The following is a 16,518-nucleotide window of genomic DNA, read 5'->3' as shown; positions in this document are numbered from 1 at the left end:
AGGCTGTTTTTTGGTTGTGAAATCAGGAACCAACATTCGAAGTTAGGAGCCAGAATCCATGAGCCTGTGGACAGCTTCTGCGAGGCATTTTAACCCATGTTCCATCTCATCAGGTGAAGCATACGCGTAAGAGAGCCGAATGTGACTCGCATCTAACCGGTCATACAGATAACCCGGGTGTATAAGTACGTTTTGCTCCAGACAGGTATGGAACAATTGGCGGATAGAGAGAGGGGATACGGTGAATTGCAGCCAGATGTAAAATCCACCAGCGGGTATTTCCCAATCCGCAATCCCATGGAAGTGACGTTGAAGCAACTCCAGCATGATATCTCTGCGTCTGCGTAGTTCAGGGCGAAGGCGTTCCATATGTCCAGAGTGATGTCCTTCGGCGAACCATAGGGCAGCAGCTTCTTGGGCGAGTGAACTGGTGCCGTAATCGGTCTGCATCTTGATATCTGCGAGACGGCGAATGACCGGCTCTGGCCCAACCATCCATCCGAGGCGCAGTCCAGGACTGACTGCCTTTGACAGAGTACCCATATGCAGCACCCGTCCTTCCTGGTCACGCGCCTTCAGCGATGACGGAGGAGGTTTATCCAACCACAGATCACTGTAGGCGGCATCCTCCAGTATGGAGATGCCTATTGTTCGAGCGGTGGTCATGAGTTCTTCCCGGCGGTGATCACTCATCACAGAGCCGGTGGGATTATGGAAGCTCGGGATCGTATAGAGAAGCGAGATGTGGTCTTGATCTTTGACATGCTGCGCAGCATCCTCCAGACGTGCAATATGCAATCCTTCGTCATCCATAGGGATGCCACTCATTTTCAACCCTGCCGATTGAAAGGCGTGAATCGAATAGAGATACGACGGTTTTTCCAGGAGAACCGCTGATCCGCGAGGGAGCAGTCCGACCGAAATCAAGTGCAGCGCCTGAAGAGAGCCCGACACGATTAGTATGGAATCTGGAGAGGCCTGAATGCCGGTAGTCTGCAAATGGACGGATAAAGCCTCACGAAGCTCCAGGCTTCCTTGAGGTTCCAGATAGTTGAGTGTACGAGAACGATGGGACAGGGAGTGCAGAATGTCGTTAAAAGCATCCTGAGGCATCAGTTCCGGGGAAAGCTCCCCTGTACCAAGACGTATGATGCCAGGTCGGAATTCAGCCTGATTAATCTGCTGGATCTCGGGCAGGTTGGGATAATACCAGCCCTCCTCAATGGCTTCATTCCAGTTGGGCATCGCTTCGTGAGCCATACCATGCCAACCGGAGCCGGAAATATAGGTTCCCCCGCCATGTCTGCCTTCAATCAGACCAGTGGCAGCCAGATTATCAAGGGCAGTGACCAATGTACTGCGGTTTACCCCCATGGACTCAGCCCATATTCGCTGTGAGGGGAGACGATATCCTGCTGACCATTCGCCCGTTGTGATTTTCTGCCGAACATAGGCTTCAATCTGGCGATACAAGGGCAAGTCGAGAGAAGGGTTCGGCTTCCACCCCATGTTTAGCCGAGAATCAGAACGTTCCATAACTGGCAGAATCACCTCCGGTTTTCTTTGTAACAAACAATATATCATTTGGTTGGGTCTGATGCCATCCAAGTGGTTGGTTACGTCGGCCATCATCTGCCCTACTATGGAATACAGAGATAAGGGGGAAGCGCGATGGAGGTTGTTATTCACGCAGTGGTTCTGGCGTTTGGCCTGATCTTGCCACTGGGTGTGCAGAATGTATTTATTTTTAACCAAGGCATGAGCCAGAGGCGTTATATACATGCCCTGCCTGCTGTAATAACGGCAGGGGTCAGTGATACGCTGCTGATCGGGGCAGCCGTTGGAGGGGTGTCGCTCATTTTGTTGCAATGGCCATTGCTAGCGAATGTGTTGTATGCAGTAGGAAGCTTGTTTCTGCTATATATGGCATGGAGTATCTGGAGGTCGTCCGAATCTGTGGAAGGTTCGGGGACGGTAATGTCAGCGGGGCGACAAATTGCGTTCGCCGCATCGGTATCTTTACTCAATCCTCATGCTCTGCTGGATACGGTTGCCGTGATTGGCACCAGTTCACTTCAGTATGAAGGGGTGGAGCGCATTTATTTTGCCCTAACAGCCGCGGCTGTATCGTGGATATGGTTCTTGGGACTTGCAGGCGCAGGCAGGGTGATTGGCAGAACGGATCGAACTGGACGCATCAGTCTGGTGTTTAATCGGTTGTCCGCTGTAGTCATGGTTGGGCTTGCGTGTATGATGCTGTGGAAGCTCATCTATTCATAGAAGGACCGTGATGTGGCTGGCACAACTTGTTAAAATAAAAAAACTCCCCGTGACGTTAATCGCACGGAGAGTTCAATGTGGATGCTGAATTTGGTAATCAGCATAGCCTGTTGAATTAGTTATTGAGTAGGAATATGTAGTGCTCGATAATGCATCGGTATTGCGTCTCTTATATATGGTTAGTCATTTGAGTTAAGTTCATCGTAATCGGATCTATTCCGCCTTCAGCAACATGGATTCAATAAACACTTTCAGATCACGGCTTACACTGTTCAACTGATCAATGACCTCGCTGAACTCGGTTACCAGCACCGCTTGTTGGTTGCTAGACTGTGAGATGGATGTGATCTCCTGCTCCATCTGCTGAATGGAATGCTGAACATCTTTCAAGGAACGTTCGATATTCACCGTAGCTTCTTTGGTACCTGTAGAAAGTTTACGCACTTCAGATGCAACGACGCTAAATCCGGCGCCTGCTTCACCTGCTCGGGCCGCTTCGATGGCTGCATTCAGGCCGAGCAGATTGGTCTGTTCTGAGATTTCACGGATGAATGCGGCGACTTTGTTCACTTCGCTTGAGTTCTGCACAGCCATGCGGGTATTATCCAAAATTTGCGTGGAAGATGCCGTCAATTGCTCGGATTGGGCGGCTACCGTCTGCACCATATCTGTTAATTTTCCGCTGATACCGCCGATCAATTCAGTGAAGTACTCCAGTTTTTCCTCGTTCTGAAGAGAGAAACCAATGGCAAGTGTGCCCACGATATTTCCTTGTTCATCCCGAAGTGGGGTGGCCGCCGAGTTGATTGATGTGCCATAGAATTTCGCATCAATACGGTTCGCTGAAGTTTCCCCATGTATAAGTGCCCGGCGTAGTGTAGGGTCATCGAGGGAAACGGGGTCTCCAGCCTTGATGCCCAGATCGAGTTCGTTGCTGGGAACATAATACCAGAACTTCTCCGTGTCGGTTACCGCAATCATGATATCGTGTTCTTTCAGCATAATTTTAAAATATGGACTTGCTGCAACGAGTGCTTCAACGATGTTCAATAAGGTTCAGCTCCTATAATGTATGTGTATCATCTAGATGTATTGTATACATCGTCAGAATGAGGTTGATCTTGAAGGCCTGATAAGGGCATAACGTATATTAATTAAATTTTCAACAAATGAAACAGGGGAATTGATGATTTTCAGAAATTTATGAAAATATAACGAAAAAGCAGACAAGAACATCATGTTCTTGTCTGCTTTGGCTATCCACCTATGCCTTATGACACGCTCCACTTCACGTTATGAATGCTGATTCACGTCAGGGGTCACCGCGCCAGCGTTACCTCATCCGTTGTGTGAAGAGGTCATCCTGACGGTAAAGATATATATCGATATGCAGGAATACGCGGTTGAGTTATATTGCGTACTGTTGTTATCCGCCAATCTGGGACATGCGGCGTACCGTCGGCGTGTGCGATTGCATTTTTTGTTCCAAAGCCAGAGCCATCTCATGATTCTTCGGTTTCGTACCCAGCGCTTTGAGGAAAAGTGCCGCCATGGCATTCGGATCATCCACGAAGCGGCGAACATTATACTCATCTGACCAGTAGAGGCAAGCTTTGATATGTCCATCAGCGGTCAACCGAAGTCGGTTGCAATTGTCACAGAAGTGATCGCTTACGGGATGAATCAATCCAAATGTGCCTTCGGAGCCCGCAATTTTCATATTACGTGATGGGCCATTGCCCGCAGGGCCTTTTGTATTTTCTACCGTCCAGCCTGCTTCAGCACATACATCTGTCACGGCTTCCAGCGGCAAATAAGATTTGCGCCATGAATCCGAAGCCTGTCCAATCGGCATATATTCAATAAAACGCACATGAAGAGGTTGATCAATCGTCATTGCAATAAAATCCTTGATTTCATCATCGTTGATACCCTTCATCAGCACAACATTCAGCTTGATCGGAGCAAGGCCAGCAGCTGTTGCAGCTTCAATGCCTTTCAGTACCTTGTTCACATCTCCGCCGCGGGTAATCATGGAGAAGCGATCAGCGCGCAGGGAATCCAGACTGATGTTAATCCGGTTCAACCCAGCATCTTTCAACGCCTGAGCTTGTTTGTCCAGCAGAAGAGCGTTGGTAGTCAGGGCAATATCGTCAATCCCGTCAATTGCCGAGATCATGCTGACGAGCTTGTGCAGATCCTTCCGTACCAGCGGTTCGCCCCCCGTGAGCCGAACTTTACGCATGCCCATCGGAGCAAGCACTTTCAGCACCTGTGCAATCTCTTCGTAGCTCATAATCTCATCATGTGGAGCAAACTCCATACCCTCTGCGGGCATGCAATACACACAGCGTAAATTACAGCGGTCCGTAACAGAAATACGGATGTAGTCATGTATCCGGCCAAATGAATCCTGAAGCAGTTCCATGCAGACCACCCTTTCATCGGTTCAGATTGGAAATCTTCTATTATAAATGATACGACAATTTCAAAAGGAACAGTTGCATCAAATTTTAGCTATTTCTCCAATCCGCGTCAACGATGACGTCAGATGACAGCATTTTTGGCGGGGTGATTCAGATGGAATTGTCCCACGAGTTGTTGCAGAAAGACCGTAATGGCTTCCACATTATGCGAAGAATGCTGAACCTGCAACATATCACGGATCAGCTCCATCATCTCTGCTTCTACCTCAGCAGATGTCGCCCGATTCTGATGGCTGATTGCAGCAATATTCTCCATCAGCATGACCACTTGATCCACGACTTGTATGCGCTCAGGTTCTTCAGCGGTAGCATTTTGCAAAAGTTGCGAAGCGGCCTGAACCAGTGTTGTTCCTTCAGCCAGTACCTGATCACCCTCTGTGATTAATTGAGATGCCGCTCCTGCTGCCGTTGAGATTCGGTCCAGAATCTGATGAATATTTTCAGTGGAAGAGCGGGATAACTCGGCTAGCTTGCGGATTTCCCCTGCTACGACCGAGAACCCTTGGCCATGTTCGCCCACGCGTGCGGCTTCAATTGTAGCATTCAGAGCCAGCAGATTGGTCTGAGCTGAAATTTCATCAATGACAGCCAGTGCACGGTAAATCTCTTTCATGGTATCCATGAAGGAAAGGATGGTACGGTTAGTATCGGATACCGCTCCTGAGATTTGGGTCATTTTATCGCCGATTCGTTCCACTTCCTGCTGAGCCACGCTGATCTGTTCGGTAGCAGAGGTCTCAAGTTGTTGCAGCGTTATGCGCATGTGATCAGCAGCAATCTTGGCCTGGTCAAGATCTTCCAGTTGGGTACGAATGGCCTGAATCATCGAACCAAGCTTGTAATTCACACGCTCAGTTGTACCTTGGGTTGTCTCTGTTGAAGTTCGCATCTGATACTGATTATCCATAACGTCTACCGTGGCAAGTTGTACCTTCAGCATAATGCCTTCCAGAGAGTCAATCATGTTGTTGATCCACTTCGCCAGTTCACCCGATTCATCTTGGGCAAAAGCAGACGTGTTCAGGCGCTGGGTCAGATCACCCCTGCCTTCGGCGTTAATTCGAATAAATCGGCTGATGCGACGCAAGTCTTCATGAACTCGTTGATATTGGCTGCGATGCAGCTGTAATGCAGTGAAGAATCCAAATAACACATTAAATGCTGCCATCGCTGCCGCGCCCCATCCACTACCAGTGAAGGCATAGACAAGGGCGGCTCCTGCAACGCCTGACAAAAGCGTGAAGAGACTGTGTTGCTTGAACTGGCGCCAGCCGATGCTTCGTATCCGATACACTTCCTCCAGATCCCCTTCACACATCATGCCCCAGCGATCAGGACAGTGTGGCAGCTGGAAGGTGATGCCTTTGCCGATCACAGAAATATGGCGGTAATCCGAGTAGCCAGGAAAAGCTACAAACAGATTGGAACCATTCTGAATGGTGTTTGCTACTCCGGGGTGTAGTTCTCCGGTCGACGGATCAGTGAACATGAGTTCCAGTTCGGTATGCTCCTTGACGGAAACGATACCCCATTCGGTGGTGACACCATCTTTGAGATTTTCCCCATGTGTAAAAGTACGATCCTCGAAGCGGCTTCGGGACAAGGCGGTGCCGGGTTGCAGATGGGGCCGTAATATCGACTCAGCCATAAAGAGGTAATTGTCACCGGAATCGGGATAGATATGACCTGATTCTCGTTGGATCAGGTCACCGAGTACATCCCCGGGTACACGGCTGCATAATGAACCGACATATCGACCTTCCTGCAAGATTGGGGAGATAAACAGCAAGGTGACATCATCGTGAAAAGCGGACGAGCGTGGACCAATATCCAACGTCAGTGGATCAGAATATGGACCATACAAGCATTTTTTACCATGACGATCTGCTCTGGAGTATTTCAATCCTGGTCCAATTAAAGCTTCGTAATCCTCATAGATCTGTCCAATATGTTTCTTATATGTAGAGAATACTACCTGATTCTGTTCGTTCAGCATGAATAGCTCCGTACTGTCTATGGCTCGAATATAACTGGATTGAAACCATGTATCTAGTTTGCTTCGTTGCTGTGAACCTTGTAATACATCTTGTAATCGGACCGACTGTATCTGTTGAAGCAAACGATCCAGGTGATTCCATTGTTCATCTGCCCAGTCCATCATAAGCTGCCGTCTCGTCTCGGCAATCCCCTCAAAAATCTGTTCCACATCTTCCTTCATATGTGCGTTCAACCGATACGATCGCCACAGCGGCAATCCTTTTCTCCATCCCAGCCAATCAAACATCATGACCACCCCGATTTCTGGATTCTCTATTCAATCTTTATACAAGAAAATGAGCAAGAATACGAGGGCATATGTCATATTTTCCGAATATTTAATCAATAAATACAAATGATCGTGCGCTTGTTGTTAGGTGAAATGTATGTTAGCTATCTACGAAGAAAACTCACATGTATGTATATGAGAATCCGTCTCATTTTACATTGTGTAACATGAACAGGCCCATACTCAAAACACACTGTATAATGTAATCCCCGCCCAAAGCGATATAGTATTATCTAACAAGCAAAACCTGTTACGTTTGTGTATATAAACCTCCCATTCAGCCTTGGTGTGCAATGAAAACAACTTCTCACAAAGGAGAATGCCCATGTCCTCCATATCCTCAGCCACAGTCCCCGAAGCCTGCCATATTGATGTAGATCATGTGTCCGTTGTTTTTGGTACAGGTACACAACAAGTGACTGCCTTGTCGGATGTTACATTCCAGATCCAGTCCAATGAGTTTGTCTCTCTGCTGGGCCCTTCCGGCTGTGGCAAGTCGACCTTGCTCCGGCTGGTGGGTGATCTACTTCAACCTAACTCAGGCACCGTACGCATTGCAGGTCAGGATCCTGAGCGGGCTCGACTACAGCGACAGTTCGGCATCGTTTTCCAAACACCCGCCTTGTTCGATTGGCGCACCGTTCGTCACAATGTGGAATTGCCCTTGGAACTGCTGGGTACCCGCCGGAAGGAGTGCCGCCGCATTAGCGGTGAACTACTTGAAATGGTGGGGTTAACCCGCTTCGCCGACCATTATCCATGGCAGCTCAGTGGCGGGATGCAGCAACGTGTATCCATTGCACGTGCACTTGCACTTGATCCGCCATTGCTGCTCATGGATGAACCCTTCTCTGCCTTGGACGAATTCACGAAAGAAAAGCTTCAATTGGAGCTGCTTGAGATCAAGCGCTCAACAGGCAAGACCTTCCTCTTTGTCACACACAGCATCTCCGAAGCCGTATTTCTGTCCGACCGGATCATCGTGCTCTCGGCACATCCGGGGCAAGTACATTCCATTCATTCCGTCAATCTGCCTTCCGAACGTCATAGTGAACTGAGAGAAACGGAAGCCTTCTACCACATGATCACAACCATTCGCAACTGCTTCTACGAGGAGCGTGATGAATCTCATGTCTCTGCGGTTCTTTAAACCGGGATATCGATCCTGGGTTGTCATCTGGATTATGGCCATATTGGTGCTATGGGAAGGAATCGCCTGGATGCTCCAACTGTTCCTGTCACCTCAGCAGGCGGCGTCTCGCCTTCCTTATCTGCACGAAGTCCTTGCAGCCTTGTTTCGTTACTCGAGTACGCTCGCAGAGCAGGGGGCTGTCACGTTTGGCAATGCAGCCATTGGTTTTGCAGGGGGAACGTTGCTTGGTCTGGGTCTGGCTCTACTCATGAGCGGGGCTGTCTGGCTAGAGCGCACGTTATCTCCATATGTTGTCTCCTCACAGATGGTTCCGGTTATTGGTCTCGCACCAATTGTGTACGGGATCATCCACAATGCGGAGTGGGCCCGAATTGTTATGGCCGCGTATGTCACTTTCTTCCCGATCATCATCCATACGTTGAAAGGATTGAAAAGTGCAGCACCAGAGCATTTGGAGCTTATGCGTTCCTGTGGAGCTTCATTGACTGCACGATATATCAAATGCCTGCTGCCCTCAGCACTGCCGGGACTATTTTCTGGTATGAAAATAGCTGCTCCGCTGGCGGTGACCTCCTCCATCGTTGTGGAATTAATGGGAGCTCCCGACGGACTCGGCGTCCTGATGGTCAGTTCGTTATATTACGGTCATGCCCAAGTTGGTATGTTCTGGGCCACCATCATGCTTAGCATTGGCATTGGCCTGATCTCGTATCTGGCCATCAGTCTGGCTGAACGTTGGCTAACCCCTTGGCAGCCTGAATTCAGGGCCAAAGGAGGTCAGGCCACATGAGTGAAGGTAGTGTGTTGAGCCGGAAAAGTGATGAAGGTGTGACGATTGCTGCTGTAACTGGCGCGGCTACGCCCCTCACGGGTTCACAGATAACATCTGCTCCAGGATCAGAAATTCACGGACAACAGGGACAAGCCGAAAAGGCCAGATTGGGTACCAGCGTTCGCAGGCGCTCCATTGTACTGAGCATGCTTCCTTGGGGTGCGGGTGTGTTATTTCTCGCCCTCTGGCAGCTCAGGTTGTTTCATTGGATATTCTCGCTGGAAAGTTACCAACTGCCTGTGCCTTCCGCGATTGCGGCATCCATTCAGGAAAATGCCAATATGCTCTTTCGATACGCGATGTATAGCGGAACCGAAATGCTGGGAGGTTTTTTGCTCGGTTCATTGTTGGGTGCTCTGGCAGCGGCAGGTGCATCGTTCTTTCCAACAAGCGGCAGGGCGGCGGTTACGGTTTTGTCGGCACTGAACGCAGTTCCGATTGTGGCCCTTGCCCCGATTATGAACAATTGGTTCGGAGACGGGATCTGGTCGCGTATTGCAGTAGTCACGGTGATTACGATGGCAGCGATGGCCGTCAGCCTGTTCAAAGGGCTGACTTCCATTCAGCCGCAGTACAGTGATCTGCTGAGTGGTCTTGCCGCGAGCAGGATGCAGTTTTTTTGGAAACTGAGACTGCCTCACGCGCTGCCTTCCCTCTTCGCCGGTCTGAAGATCAATATGTCGACCAGTATTATTGGGGCCATTGTGGGTGAATTTTTCATCGCCTCCCAGGGGCTGGGGTACTTGCTCTCGGATCAGATTCGACTGGCAAACATGCCCTTGGCCTGGTCCTGCATTGTTATCGCCGCCGCGCTCGGCATTGTGTTGTATGAAGCGGTTGTCCTGGCAGAAAAGCGACTCATTCCGTGGAATCGTGCACGCATAAATCCTTAACTTACATCAGGGTACCAACCATAGATTCATAGATCGTAATACGTGATTGAGGTTGTTCAAAAAGTCCACGGTACTGAAAAGTAGACTTTTTGAACACGGACTGATGCTTGATAAATCGTATATAAACAGGGGGTTGTTCTGTACATGTACAAAACGTTGAAGCCGGGTTTGCTGGTATTGGTCCTGTTGGTTGTTACGATGCTGAGTGCATGTTCTACGAAGTCCGAGCCGGCGGCTGAGCCTGTTGCTGCGAGTTCAGGAGGGGCGGGCGAAGCAGATCAACCGTTAACCAAAGTGAAAATTCAACTGAAATGGGTGCCGCAGGCGCAGTTTGCCGGGATCTATGCAGCGAAGGAAAAAGGTTTTTTTGCAGATGAAGGCATTGATGCCGAGATTATTCCAGGTGGGCCGGATATCGTGATTGAGCAGCAGGTGGTCAATGGCGCGGCCGATGTGGGCATTACGGGTGTAGACAGTTTGCTGGTCAGCCGGGATAATGGTCTGCCACTCGTCTCGCTCGCCCAGATCTCACAGAAGAGTAGTTATCGCTTGATTGCCAAGAAGTCCCTAGGCATTACTGTTCCCGCTCAGATGAAGGGCAAGAAGGTCAGTACCTGGTTTGGCAGTCAGCAGTTTCAGGTGCTCGCGTTCATGGAGAAGAATGGCCTGGATCCGAAGAAGGATATTGAACTGGTGAAGCAGGGGTTCACGATGGATCAGTTTTTCAACGATCAGGTAGATGTGGCGACGGCAACGATCTATAACGAATTTCACGTGGTGCTGGAAAGTGGGATGAAAGAATCCGATCTGGATGTATTCAATATTGAAGATGCCGGTGTTGGGATGCTGGAGGATACGCTGATTGCCAAGAAGGATTGGGTAGACAACAACCGTGAGCTTGCGGTCAAAGTAACCCGTGCCATTCTGAAAGGTTGGAATTACGCCATCGACAATCAGGATGAAACGGTGGATATCGTGATGAGTAATGTGACGGATGGCAGCACCACCCGTGAACATCAGGTCACGATGCTCGAAGAGATTGCAAAGCTGATCCGCCCGGAAGGATTTACGGAACAGCAAGTCGGCAGCTTTGTTGATGAGTCATTTACCCGAACTGCGGATATTGCACTGAACTATGGCTTGATCAAAAAAGCCGCCAACCTGGATGAAGCGCTGAAGAAAAGCATCTATGAAGAAGCTGTGAAATAAGCGCGTGGAGGAGGATGACGAATGAGTTCTGTGGATCAGCAGCCTCAGCCGCTTGGCAGTACGAAGGAAGAATGGCTGGAGAAGGATCGCAAATACGTGTGGCATCACATCTCGCCTCATAACGATCATCCGATGATTGCAGTGAGTGGGGAGGGTAGCTGGATCACCGATCAGGATGGTACGCGTTATCTGGATGCGATGTCGGGACTGTGGTGTGTGAATGTGGGCCATGGCCGTGAGGAGATTGCGAGGAGTGCCTACGAACAGATGAAAGCACTCGCTTATGTCCCGATGACGCAGAGTCACGAACCGGCGATTTTGCTGGCGGAGAAGCTGAATGAATGGCTGGAGGGGGAGTATCGAATATTCTTCTCCAACTCAGGTTCAGATGCGAATGAGGTGGCTTTCAAAATAGCCCGTCAGTACCACCATCAGAATGGTGAGCCTACTCGGCACAAATTCATCTCCCGTCACCGTGCCTATCACGGTAACTCCATGGGAGCGCTGGGCGCCACCGGGCAAGCCGCCCGCAAGATCAAATACGAGCCACTCGGCGTAGGTTTCTCTCATGTTCCACCACCGTATTGTTACCGCTGTCCGTTTGGACGAAACAAGGATGGATGCGGACTCGAATGTGCAACCATCTATGAAGAGGTGATTCGTTGGGAAGGTCCTGAGACGGTTGCCGCAGTAATTATGGAGCCAGTGATTACAGGAGGCGGCATGATTGTGCCCCCGCCGGATTATATGCGTACCGTGCAAGAGATCTGTCAGCGCTATGGCGTGCTGCTCATTGTGGATGAGGTAATCTGCGGTTTTGGTCGCTCCGGGCAGAAGTTTGGTCATCAGAACTATGGTGTACAGCCAGATATCGTGACGATGGCAAAAGGCATGACCAGTGCGTATTCGCCGCTATCGGCAACGGCCGTGCGAGCCGATCTGTATGACACGTTCCGCGAACCCGGACCGGATGCCCATTTTCGCCATGTGAATACATTTGGCGGAAATCCGGTGTCCTGCCGGGTTGCACTGGCAAATCTGGAGATTCTGGAACGAGAGAATCTGGTCAGCCGGGCGGAAGAACTGGGATACCTGCTTCGTGAGAAGCTGGAGCCACTACTGGAGCTGTCCATTGTGGGGGATATCCGTTCATTCGGATTCGCCTGTGGCATTGAATTGATTGAAGCAGACGGATCTCCTGCGGAGGCGGATAAAGTAATGAAGGTACTCGCCAGTTGTAAAAGGGATGGCATCCTGATTGGCAAGAACGGCGATACCGTACCGGGGTTTGCAAACATTTTGACGATCTCTCCGCCGTTTGTCACCACCGAGGATGAGCTGGATCTGATCGCTGGAAGTTTGCTCATTGCGCTACGTAGTCTGGACGCAGGTTAGTTGCCATACACAGGTACGACAGGCGTTTACGGTTTAGCAAGCAAAATGAAAATTTTCATATCATTACGCGAAAATAAGCGCAAGGAGGCGAGGAAGGATGCAGACCACAACAGGCAAAGTCATTAATCAGCTTCGGCTGAATGAGCGAATTGAGCAGTTGTCACAGATTGGCCGAATCTCGGAGACGGGTGTTTGCCGACTTGCCCTGACCCCGGAAGATATGGATGGCGTCATACAAGTTCGTCTCTGGATGGAAAATGCCGGTCTGACGACACGACTTGATCCCTTCGGTAATCTGATAGGTCGTCTGGAAGGTGCGGATCAGGCACTGCCGATCCTCATGATTGGTTCCCACATCGACTCTCAGCCTTATGGCGGTCGATATGATGGAGCGATTGGTGTGCTCGGTGCACTCGAAGCCGTGCAATGCCTGATCGAAAATGGCATTCAGCCCCATATGCCAATTGAGGTAATTGCCTTTTGCGATGAAGAGGGTTCCCGTTTTAACAAAGGCCTGTTCGGCTCACGTGGTATAACCGGTCAGTTGGAAGAAGGCGAACTGGAGCGGCAGGATAAAAACGGAGTGACCCGTCGGGAGGCGCTGGAAGCCTTCGGCTGTTCTCCTTCGGATTTTGAAGAGGCGATCTATCCGCCAGGTTCCATAGGGAGTTATCTGGAGCTACACATTGAGCAGGGGCCGGTGCTGGAAGCGATGAATGCTCCAGTAGGTCTGGTGACGGGCATCTCGGGTCCGTTGTGGCTTACGGTGACGATGAAAGGCATGGCGGGTCATGCCGGCTCCGTTCCGATGGGGATGCGGCATGATGCTTTGGTAGGCAGCGCCAAAGTCATTGCGGCTTTTGACGATATGGTGAGAGAAGACCCAGAAGCTCCAACCGTAGGTACGGTGGGAAGTCTGAGGGTGTTTCCAGACTCGCGTAACATCATCCCGGAGGAAGTCAGCTTCACGGTTGATTTACGAGACATGGAGATGGAGCGCAGGAACCGGCTTGAAGCCCGATTGATGAACATTTTGGATGACGTGAGTTTCCGATATGGTCTAACCTACTCGCTGACAGAGGATACGAATAGTGAGCCGCGGTATTGTGCAGAGCCAATCAAGTCGGTGATTCGTTCATCCGCGGAAGAGATCGGGGTTACTTTGCCAGAACTGATGAGTGGTCCGTTCCATGATGCGTTGGCCCTTTCGCTTGTGTGTGATTATGGCATGATTTTTGTCCGCAGCAAAGACGGCATCAGTCATCATCCCAGCGAATATTCCTCCCCGGAGGATATTGGACTCGGCACGGAAGTGTTATATCGCACCATTCGGAGGATGTGTAGTGGAGTGAACCAACCAATCATTTTACCCGAGGAGGCGTTGTGACGTTATGAGCAAAATCAGCATCGGATTAATCCAGGCTTCTCATGAAATTGAAGGTTCGGCTCCCGTTGAGATACACAAAGAAGCTGCGGTTCAGAAACACATTGCGCTGGTCCGTGAAGCGGCTGCAAGAGGCGCCAAGATCATCGGGTTGCAGGAAGTATTCTATGGGCCGTACTTTTGCACAGAGCAGAATCCCAAATGGTATGCATCCGCTGAACCGGTGCCGGAAGGACCGACGACCAGACGTTTTCAGGAGCTGGCAAAGGAGCTTGCGGTGGTGATTATTTTACCTGTATACGAGGTGGAGGGCATTGCTTCGTATTACAATACGGCAGCCGTTATAGATGCGGATGGTACGTATCTGGGCAAATACCGCAAACATCATATCCCGCATGTGGAAGCAGGTGAGGGCACGAATGGGTTCTGGGAAAAGTATTATTTCAAACCAGGTAACCTTGGGTTTCCGGTATTTGATACGGCCTACGCCAGAGTCGGCGTGTACATCTGTTATGATCGTCATTTTCCGGAAGGCGCACGATTGCTCGGGTTGGCGGGGGCAGAGATTGTTTTCAATCCTTCAGCTACGGTTGCGGGTACATCGGAATATCTGTGGAAACTGGAACAGCCCGCTCACGCGGTAGCTAACGGCTATTATGTAGCAGCCATCAACCGGGTTGGCGTGGAAGCACCATGGAATATGGGTGAATTTTATGGACAGTCGTACTTGGTGGACCCGCGAGGCAGAATGGTAGCGATAGGCAGCCGGGATCAGGATGAGGTCGTCATTGGCGAGATGGATACGGAGATGATTCGTGAGGTGCGTAATGTGTGGCAGTTCTACCGCGATCGCAGGCCGGAAACGTACGAACATCTGGTTAGTCTGTAAAAGTAGCTGGAAGCTGCGCGGATCAAACTTCAGGAGGTGCATGACATTGATGAACAGCTCAGGAACAACGTTATCCGATTATGGGTGGGAGAGTCGTTTTGCCGAGATGAAACCCGCCATGACAGGAAGGGAAGCGATGGAGGAGTCGAACCGCTGTCTGTACTGTTACGATGCACCTTGTATCAAAGCCTGTCCAACCGACATTAATATCCCTTCTTTTATTAGCAAAATATCAACAGGGCACCTGAAAGGATCGGCCCGCACCATCATGGATGCAAATCCGGTTGGAGCCAGCTGCGCACGTGTCTGTCCCACAGAGGAACTGTGTGAAGGCGCATGTGTGCTGAACGAATCGTCGAAGCCGATTCGCATTGGTGACTTGCAGCGTTATGCCACCGATTGGGCGCGGGCGAAGAATGAGCCGTTATTCCAGGCAGCACCTGCCAATGGGAGAACCGTTGCTGTTGTGGGAGCGGGGCCAGCAGGACTGTCGGCAGCACGTGAACTGGGGCGTGCAGGATATGAGGTGACGATCTATGAAGCAAAACCCAAAGGCGGGGGGCTGAACACGTACGGCATCGTATCCTTCCGTTTGCCCGAATCGGTTGCGCTATGGGAAGTGGAGCAGGTGGAGGCACTTGGTGTACAGATCCGTTATGGGGTGCGTATCGGTGTGGATATCCCTGCTTCGCAGTTGCTGGAGCAGCATGAAGCGGTCATTCTAGCCTGTGGCATGGGTTCAGTACCTATGCTGGGCATTGAAGGGGAGACACTCGAAGGTGTCTATGATGCGATTGAACTGGTGGAGTCTACCAAGCAAGGTGTTCCACCCGCTTTGAATGGTCTGAAGGTCGCCGTTATTGGCGCGGGTAATACGGCGATAGATGCAGCAACCTGTTCGGTACGTCTTGGTGCCGAGTGGGTGCAGATGTTATATCGGCGCGGGGAAAGCCAGATGACGGCGTATGCGTTTGAATATACGTTTGCCAAGCAGGAGGGTGTGGAGTTCCGCTGGTTTACCCTGCCGCAGCGTATCATTGGAGACGAGAACGGTCGGGTTCAAGCTGTGGAATGCGTGAAAATGGAGCTAATTACCCCGCCTGGTGGTGGGCGTGCGTTGCCCGTGCCTGTGGAGGGATCGGAGTTCATGATTGAATGTGATACGGTCATCCGGGCGATTGGGCAGCATCGGTTATTACCATTAATCGAAACGTTTGGGCTGCGTCACCAATGGGGCGTCGTTGAGATCGAACCGCATACGTATCGTACCTCGCATCCTCAGATCTATGCGGCAGGAGATGTCATTTTTGGTCAGGGCCAGGGTGAGGCGATGGTTGTCTCGGCTGCACAGCAGGGTAAGCTGGCTGCCGCCGCAGTCATGAAGGCATTACCTGGACAGGTGGAAGAGACGGCGTGAGCAGCGAGGGAGACAAGGGAAAGTGGAGAGTACACGGAAACCGTGGAATGGAAGGGTGTAAGGAGAGAGTACAAGGAGAGGCGAGGGTGGGAGGGCGCAAGGGACTGCTAGAGTGATATAGGTGTAGATCAGATCTGAGCAAGAAGTGTGGGTACATCAAATTCTCGTGTACCTGACACGCTAACGAACCCTACACACCTTATAGTGGCAATTACCGAGGATTGGAAAATCTAACGAATCTCACACGTCTTATG

13 protein-coding genes are annotated in these 16,518 nt (G+C 50.6%); 9 read left to right on the top strand and 4 right to left on the bottom strand.

The genetic code is table 11. From position 1 onward, the window contains the following. Positions 1-42: 42 nt before the first annotated feature. A complete protein-coding gene (locus tag NST38_RS28040; RefSeq protein ID WP_076253729.1) occupies positions 43-1,536 on the bottom strand; it encodes an aminotransferase-like domain-containing protein in 1,494 nt (497 codons plus the stop codon). 135 nt (positions 1,537-1,671) lie between these two features. Here NST38_RS28040 and NST38_RS28035 point away from each other — a divergent pair, with 135 nt between their 5' ends. Then, positions 1,672-2,280, top strand: coding sequence for a LysE/ArgO family amino acid transporter (locus NST38_RS28035; protein WP_076253650.1), 609 nt, complete (start codon positions 1,672-1,674; stop codon positions 2,278-2,280). A 213-nt stretch (positions 2,281-2,493) separates the two neighbouring features. On the opposite strand, the gene NST38_RS28030 is transcribed toward NST38_RS28035, so the two are convergent. The 3 genes from NST38_RS28030 to NST38_RS28020 all read right to left on the bottom strand — a co-directional run bounded on the left by NST38_RS28030 (position 2,494) and on the right by NST38_RS28020 (position 7,053). Then, positions 2,494-3,330 carry a methyl-accepting chemotaxis protein gene (locus tag NST38_RS28030; RefSeq protein WP_076253649.1) on the bottom strand — a complete coding sequence of 279 codons (837 nt, stop codon included), beginning with the start codon at positions 3,328-3,330 and terminating at the stop codon, positions 2,494-2,496. 376 nt (positions 3,331-3,706) lie between these two features. Next, positions 3,707-4,708 carry a GTP 3',8-cyclase MoaA gene (gene moaA, locus NST38_RS28025; protein ID WP_076253648.1) on the bottom strand — a complete coding sequence of 334 codons (1,002 nt, stop codon included), beginning with the start codon at positions 4,706-4,708 and terminating at the stop codon, positions 3,707-3,709. Between the two features lie 119 nt (positions 4,709-4,827). Further along, the gene (locus tag NST38_RS28020; protein ID WP_341344231.1) at positions 4,828-7,053 is read right to left on the bottom strand and encodes a methyl-accepting chemotaxis protein; all 2,226 of its coding nucleotides are present in this window, start codon (positions 7,051-7,053) and stop codon (positions 4,828-4,830) included. Between the two features lie 364 nt (positions 7,054-7,417). Here NST38_RS28020 and NST38_RS28015 point away from each other — a divergent pair, with 364 nt between their 5' ends. From NST38_RS28015 to NST38_RS27980, 8 genes are all read left to right on the top strand, one after another. Next, complete coding sequence (locus NST38_RS28015) at positions 7,418-8,242, top strand: ABC transporter ATP-binding protein (RefSeq protein WP_076253646.1); 825 nt, start codon at positions 7,418-7,420, stop codon at positions 8,240-8,242. After that, on the top strand, positions 8,223-9,035 hold the full coding sequence (locus NST38_RS28010; protein ID WP_076253645.1) for an ABC transporter permease: 813 nt from the start codon (positions 8,223-8,225) through the stop codon (positions 9,033-9,035). The genes NST38_RS28015 and NST38_RS28010 overlap by 20 nt, the downstream gene beginning before the upstream one ends. After that, positions 9,032-9,970, top strand: a complete 939-nt coding sequence (locus tag NST38_RS28005; RefSeq protein ID WP_083684945.1) for an ABC transporter permease — start codon at positions 9,032-9,034, stop codon at positions 9,968-9,970. Before NST38_RS28010 ends, NST38_RS28005 begins: the two co-directional genes overlap by 4 nt. Before the next feature lie 144 nt (positions 9,971-10,114). Then, positions 10,115-11,179, top strand: coding sequence for an ABC transporter substrate-binding protein (locus tag NST38_RS28000; RefSeq protein ID WP_076253644.1), 1,065 nt, complete (start codon positions 10,115-10,117; stop codon positions 11,177-11,179). Positions 11,180-11,200: 21 nt separating this feature from the next. Further along, positions 11,201-12,574, top strand: a complete 1,374-nt coding sequence (locus NST38_RS27995) for an aspartate aminotransferase family protein (RefSeq protein ID WP_076253643.1) — start codon at positions 11,201-11,203, stop codon at positions 12,572-12,574. A 97-nt stretch (positions 12,575-12,671) separates the two neighbouring features. Continuing rightward, on the top strand, positions 12,672-13,961 hold the full coding sequence (locus NST38_RS27990) for a M20 family metallo-hydrolase (protein ID WP_076253642.1): 1,290 nt from the start codon (positions 12,672-12,674) through the stop codon (positions 13,959-13,961). Positions 13,962-13,965: 4 nt separating this feature from the next. Beyond that, on the top strand, positions 13,966-14,847 hold the full coding sequence (locus tag NST38_RS27985; RefSeq protein WP_076253641.1) for a nitrilase-related carbon-nitrogen hydrolase: 882 nt from the start codon (positions 13,966-13,968) through the stop codon (positions 14,845-14,847). 49 nt (positions 14,848-14,896) lie between these two features. Then, complete coding sequence (locus NST38_RS27980; protein ID WP_076253640.1) at positions 14,897-16,264, top strand: NAD(P)-dependent oxidoreductase; 1,368 nt, start codon at positions 14,897-14,899, stop codon at positions 16,262-16,264. The last annotated feature ends 254 nt before the right edge of the window (positions 16,265-16,518 follow it).

This window comes from Paenibacillus sp. FSL H8-0104, assembly GCF_038050215.1.
In the GTDB taxonomy this organism is placed as follows: Bacteria; Bacillota; Bacilli; order Paenibacillales; family Paenibacillaceae; genus Paenibacillus; species Paenibacillus amylolyticus.
Note: the sequence above shows the minus strand (reverse complement) of the source record. Positions and strands in the feature narration are given on the sequence as shown.

What these genes read in the sequence shown, in the direction of transcription:
- NST38_RS28035 (WP_076253650.1), top strand. Translation starts at nt 1,672, where the DNA reads ATGGAGGTTGTTATTCACGCAGTGGTTCTGGCGTTTGGCCTGATCTTG.
- NST38_RS28010 (WP_076253645.1), top strand. Translation starts at nt 8,223, where the DNA reads ATGTCTCTGCGGTTCTTTAAACCGGGATATCGATCCTGGGTTGTCATC.
- NST38_RS27995 (WP_076253643.1), top strand. Translation starts at nt 11,201, where the DNA reads ATGAGTTCTGTGGATCAGCAGCCTCAGCCGCTTGGCAGTACGAAGGAA.
- NST38_RS28000 (WP_076253644.1), top strand. Translation starts at nt 10,115, where the DNA reads ATGTACAAAACGTTGAAGCCGGGTTTGCTGGTATTGGTCCTGTTGGTT.
- NST38_RS27980 (WP_076253640.1), top strand. Translation starts at nt 14,897, where the DNA reads ATGAACAGCTCAGGAACAACGTTATCCGATTATGGGTGGGAGAGTCGT.
- NST38_RS28040 (WP_076253729.1), bottom strand. Translation starts at nt 1,536, where the DNA reads ATGGAACGTTCTGATTCTCGGCTAAACATGGGGTGGAAGCCGAACCCT.
- NST38_RS27990 (WP_076253642.1), top strand. Translation starts at nt 12,672, where the DNA reads ATGCAGACCACAACAGGCAAAGTCATTAATCAGCTTCGGCTGAATGAG.
- NST38_RS27985 (WP_076253641.1), top strand. Translation starts at nt 13,966, where the DNA reads ATGAGCAAAATCAGCATCGGATTAATCCAGGCTTCTCATGAAATTGAA.
- NST38_RS28015 (WP_076253646.1), top strand. Translation starts at nt 7,418, where the DNA reads ATGTCCTCCATATCCTCAGCCACAGTCCCCGAAGCCTGCCATATTGAT.
- NST38_RS28020 (WP_341344231.1), bottom strand. Translation starts at nt 7,053, where the DNA reads ATGATGTTTGATTGGCTGGGATGGAGAAAAGGATTGCCGCTGTGGCGA.
- NST38_RS28005 (WP_083684945.1), top strand. Translation starts at nt 9,032, where the DNA reads ATGAGTGAAGGTAGTGTGTTGAGCCGGAAAAGTGATGAAGGTGTGACG.
- moaA (WP_076253648.1), bottom strand. Translation starts at nt 4,708, where the DNA reads ATGGAACTGCTTCAGGATTCATTTGGCCGGATACATGACTACATCCGT.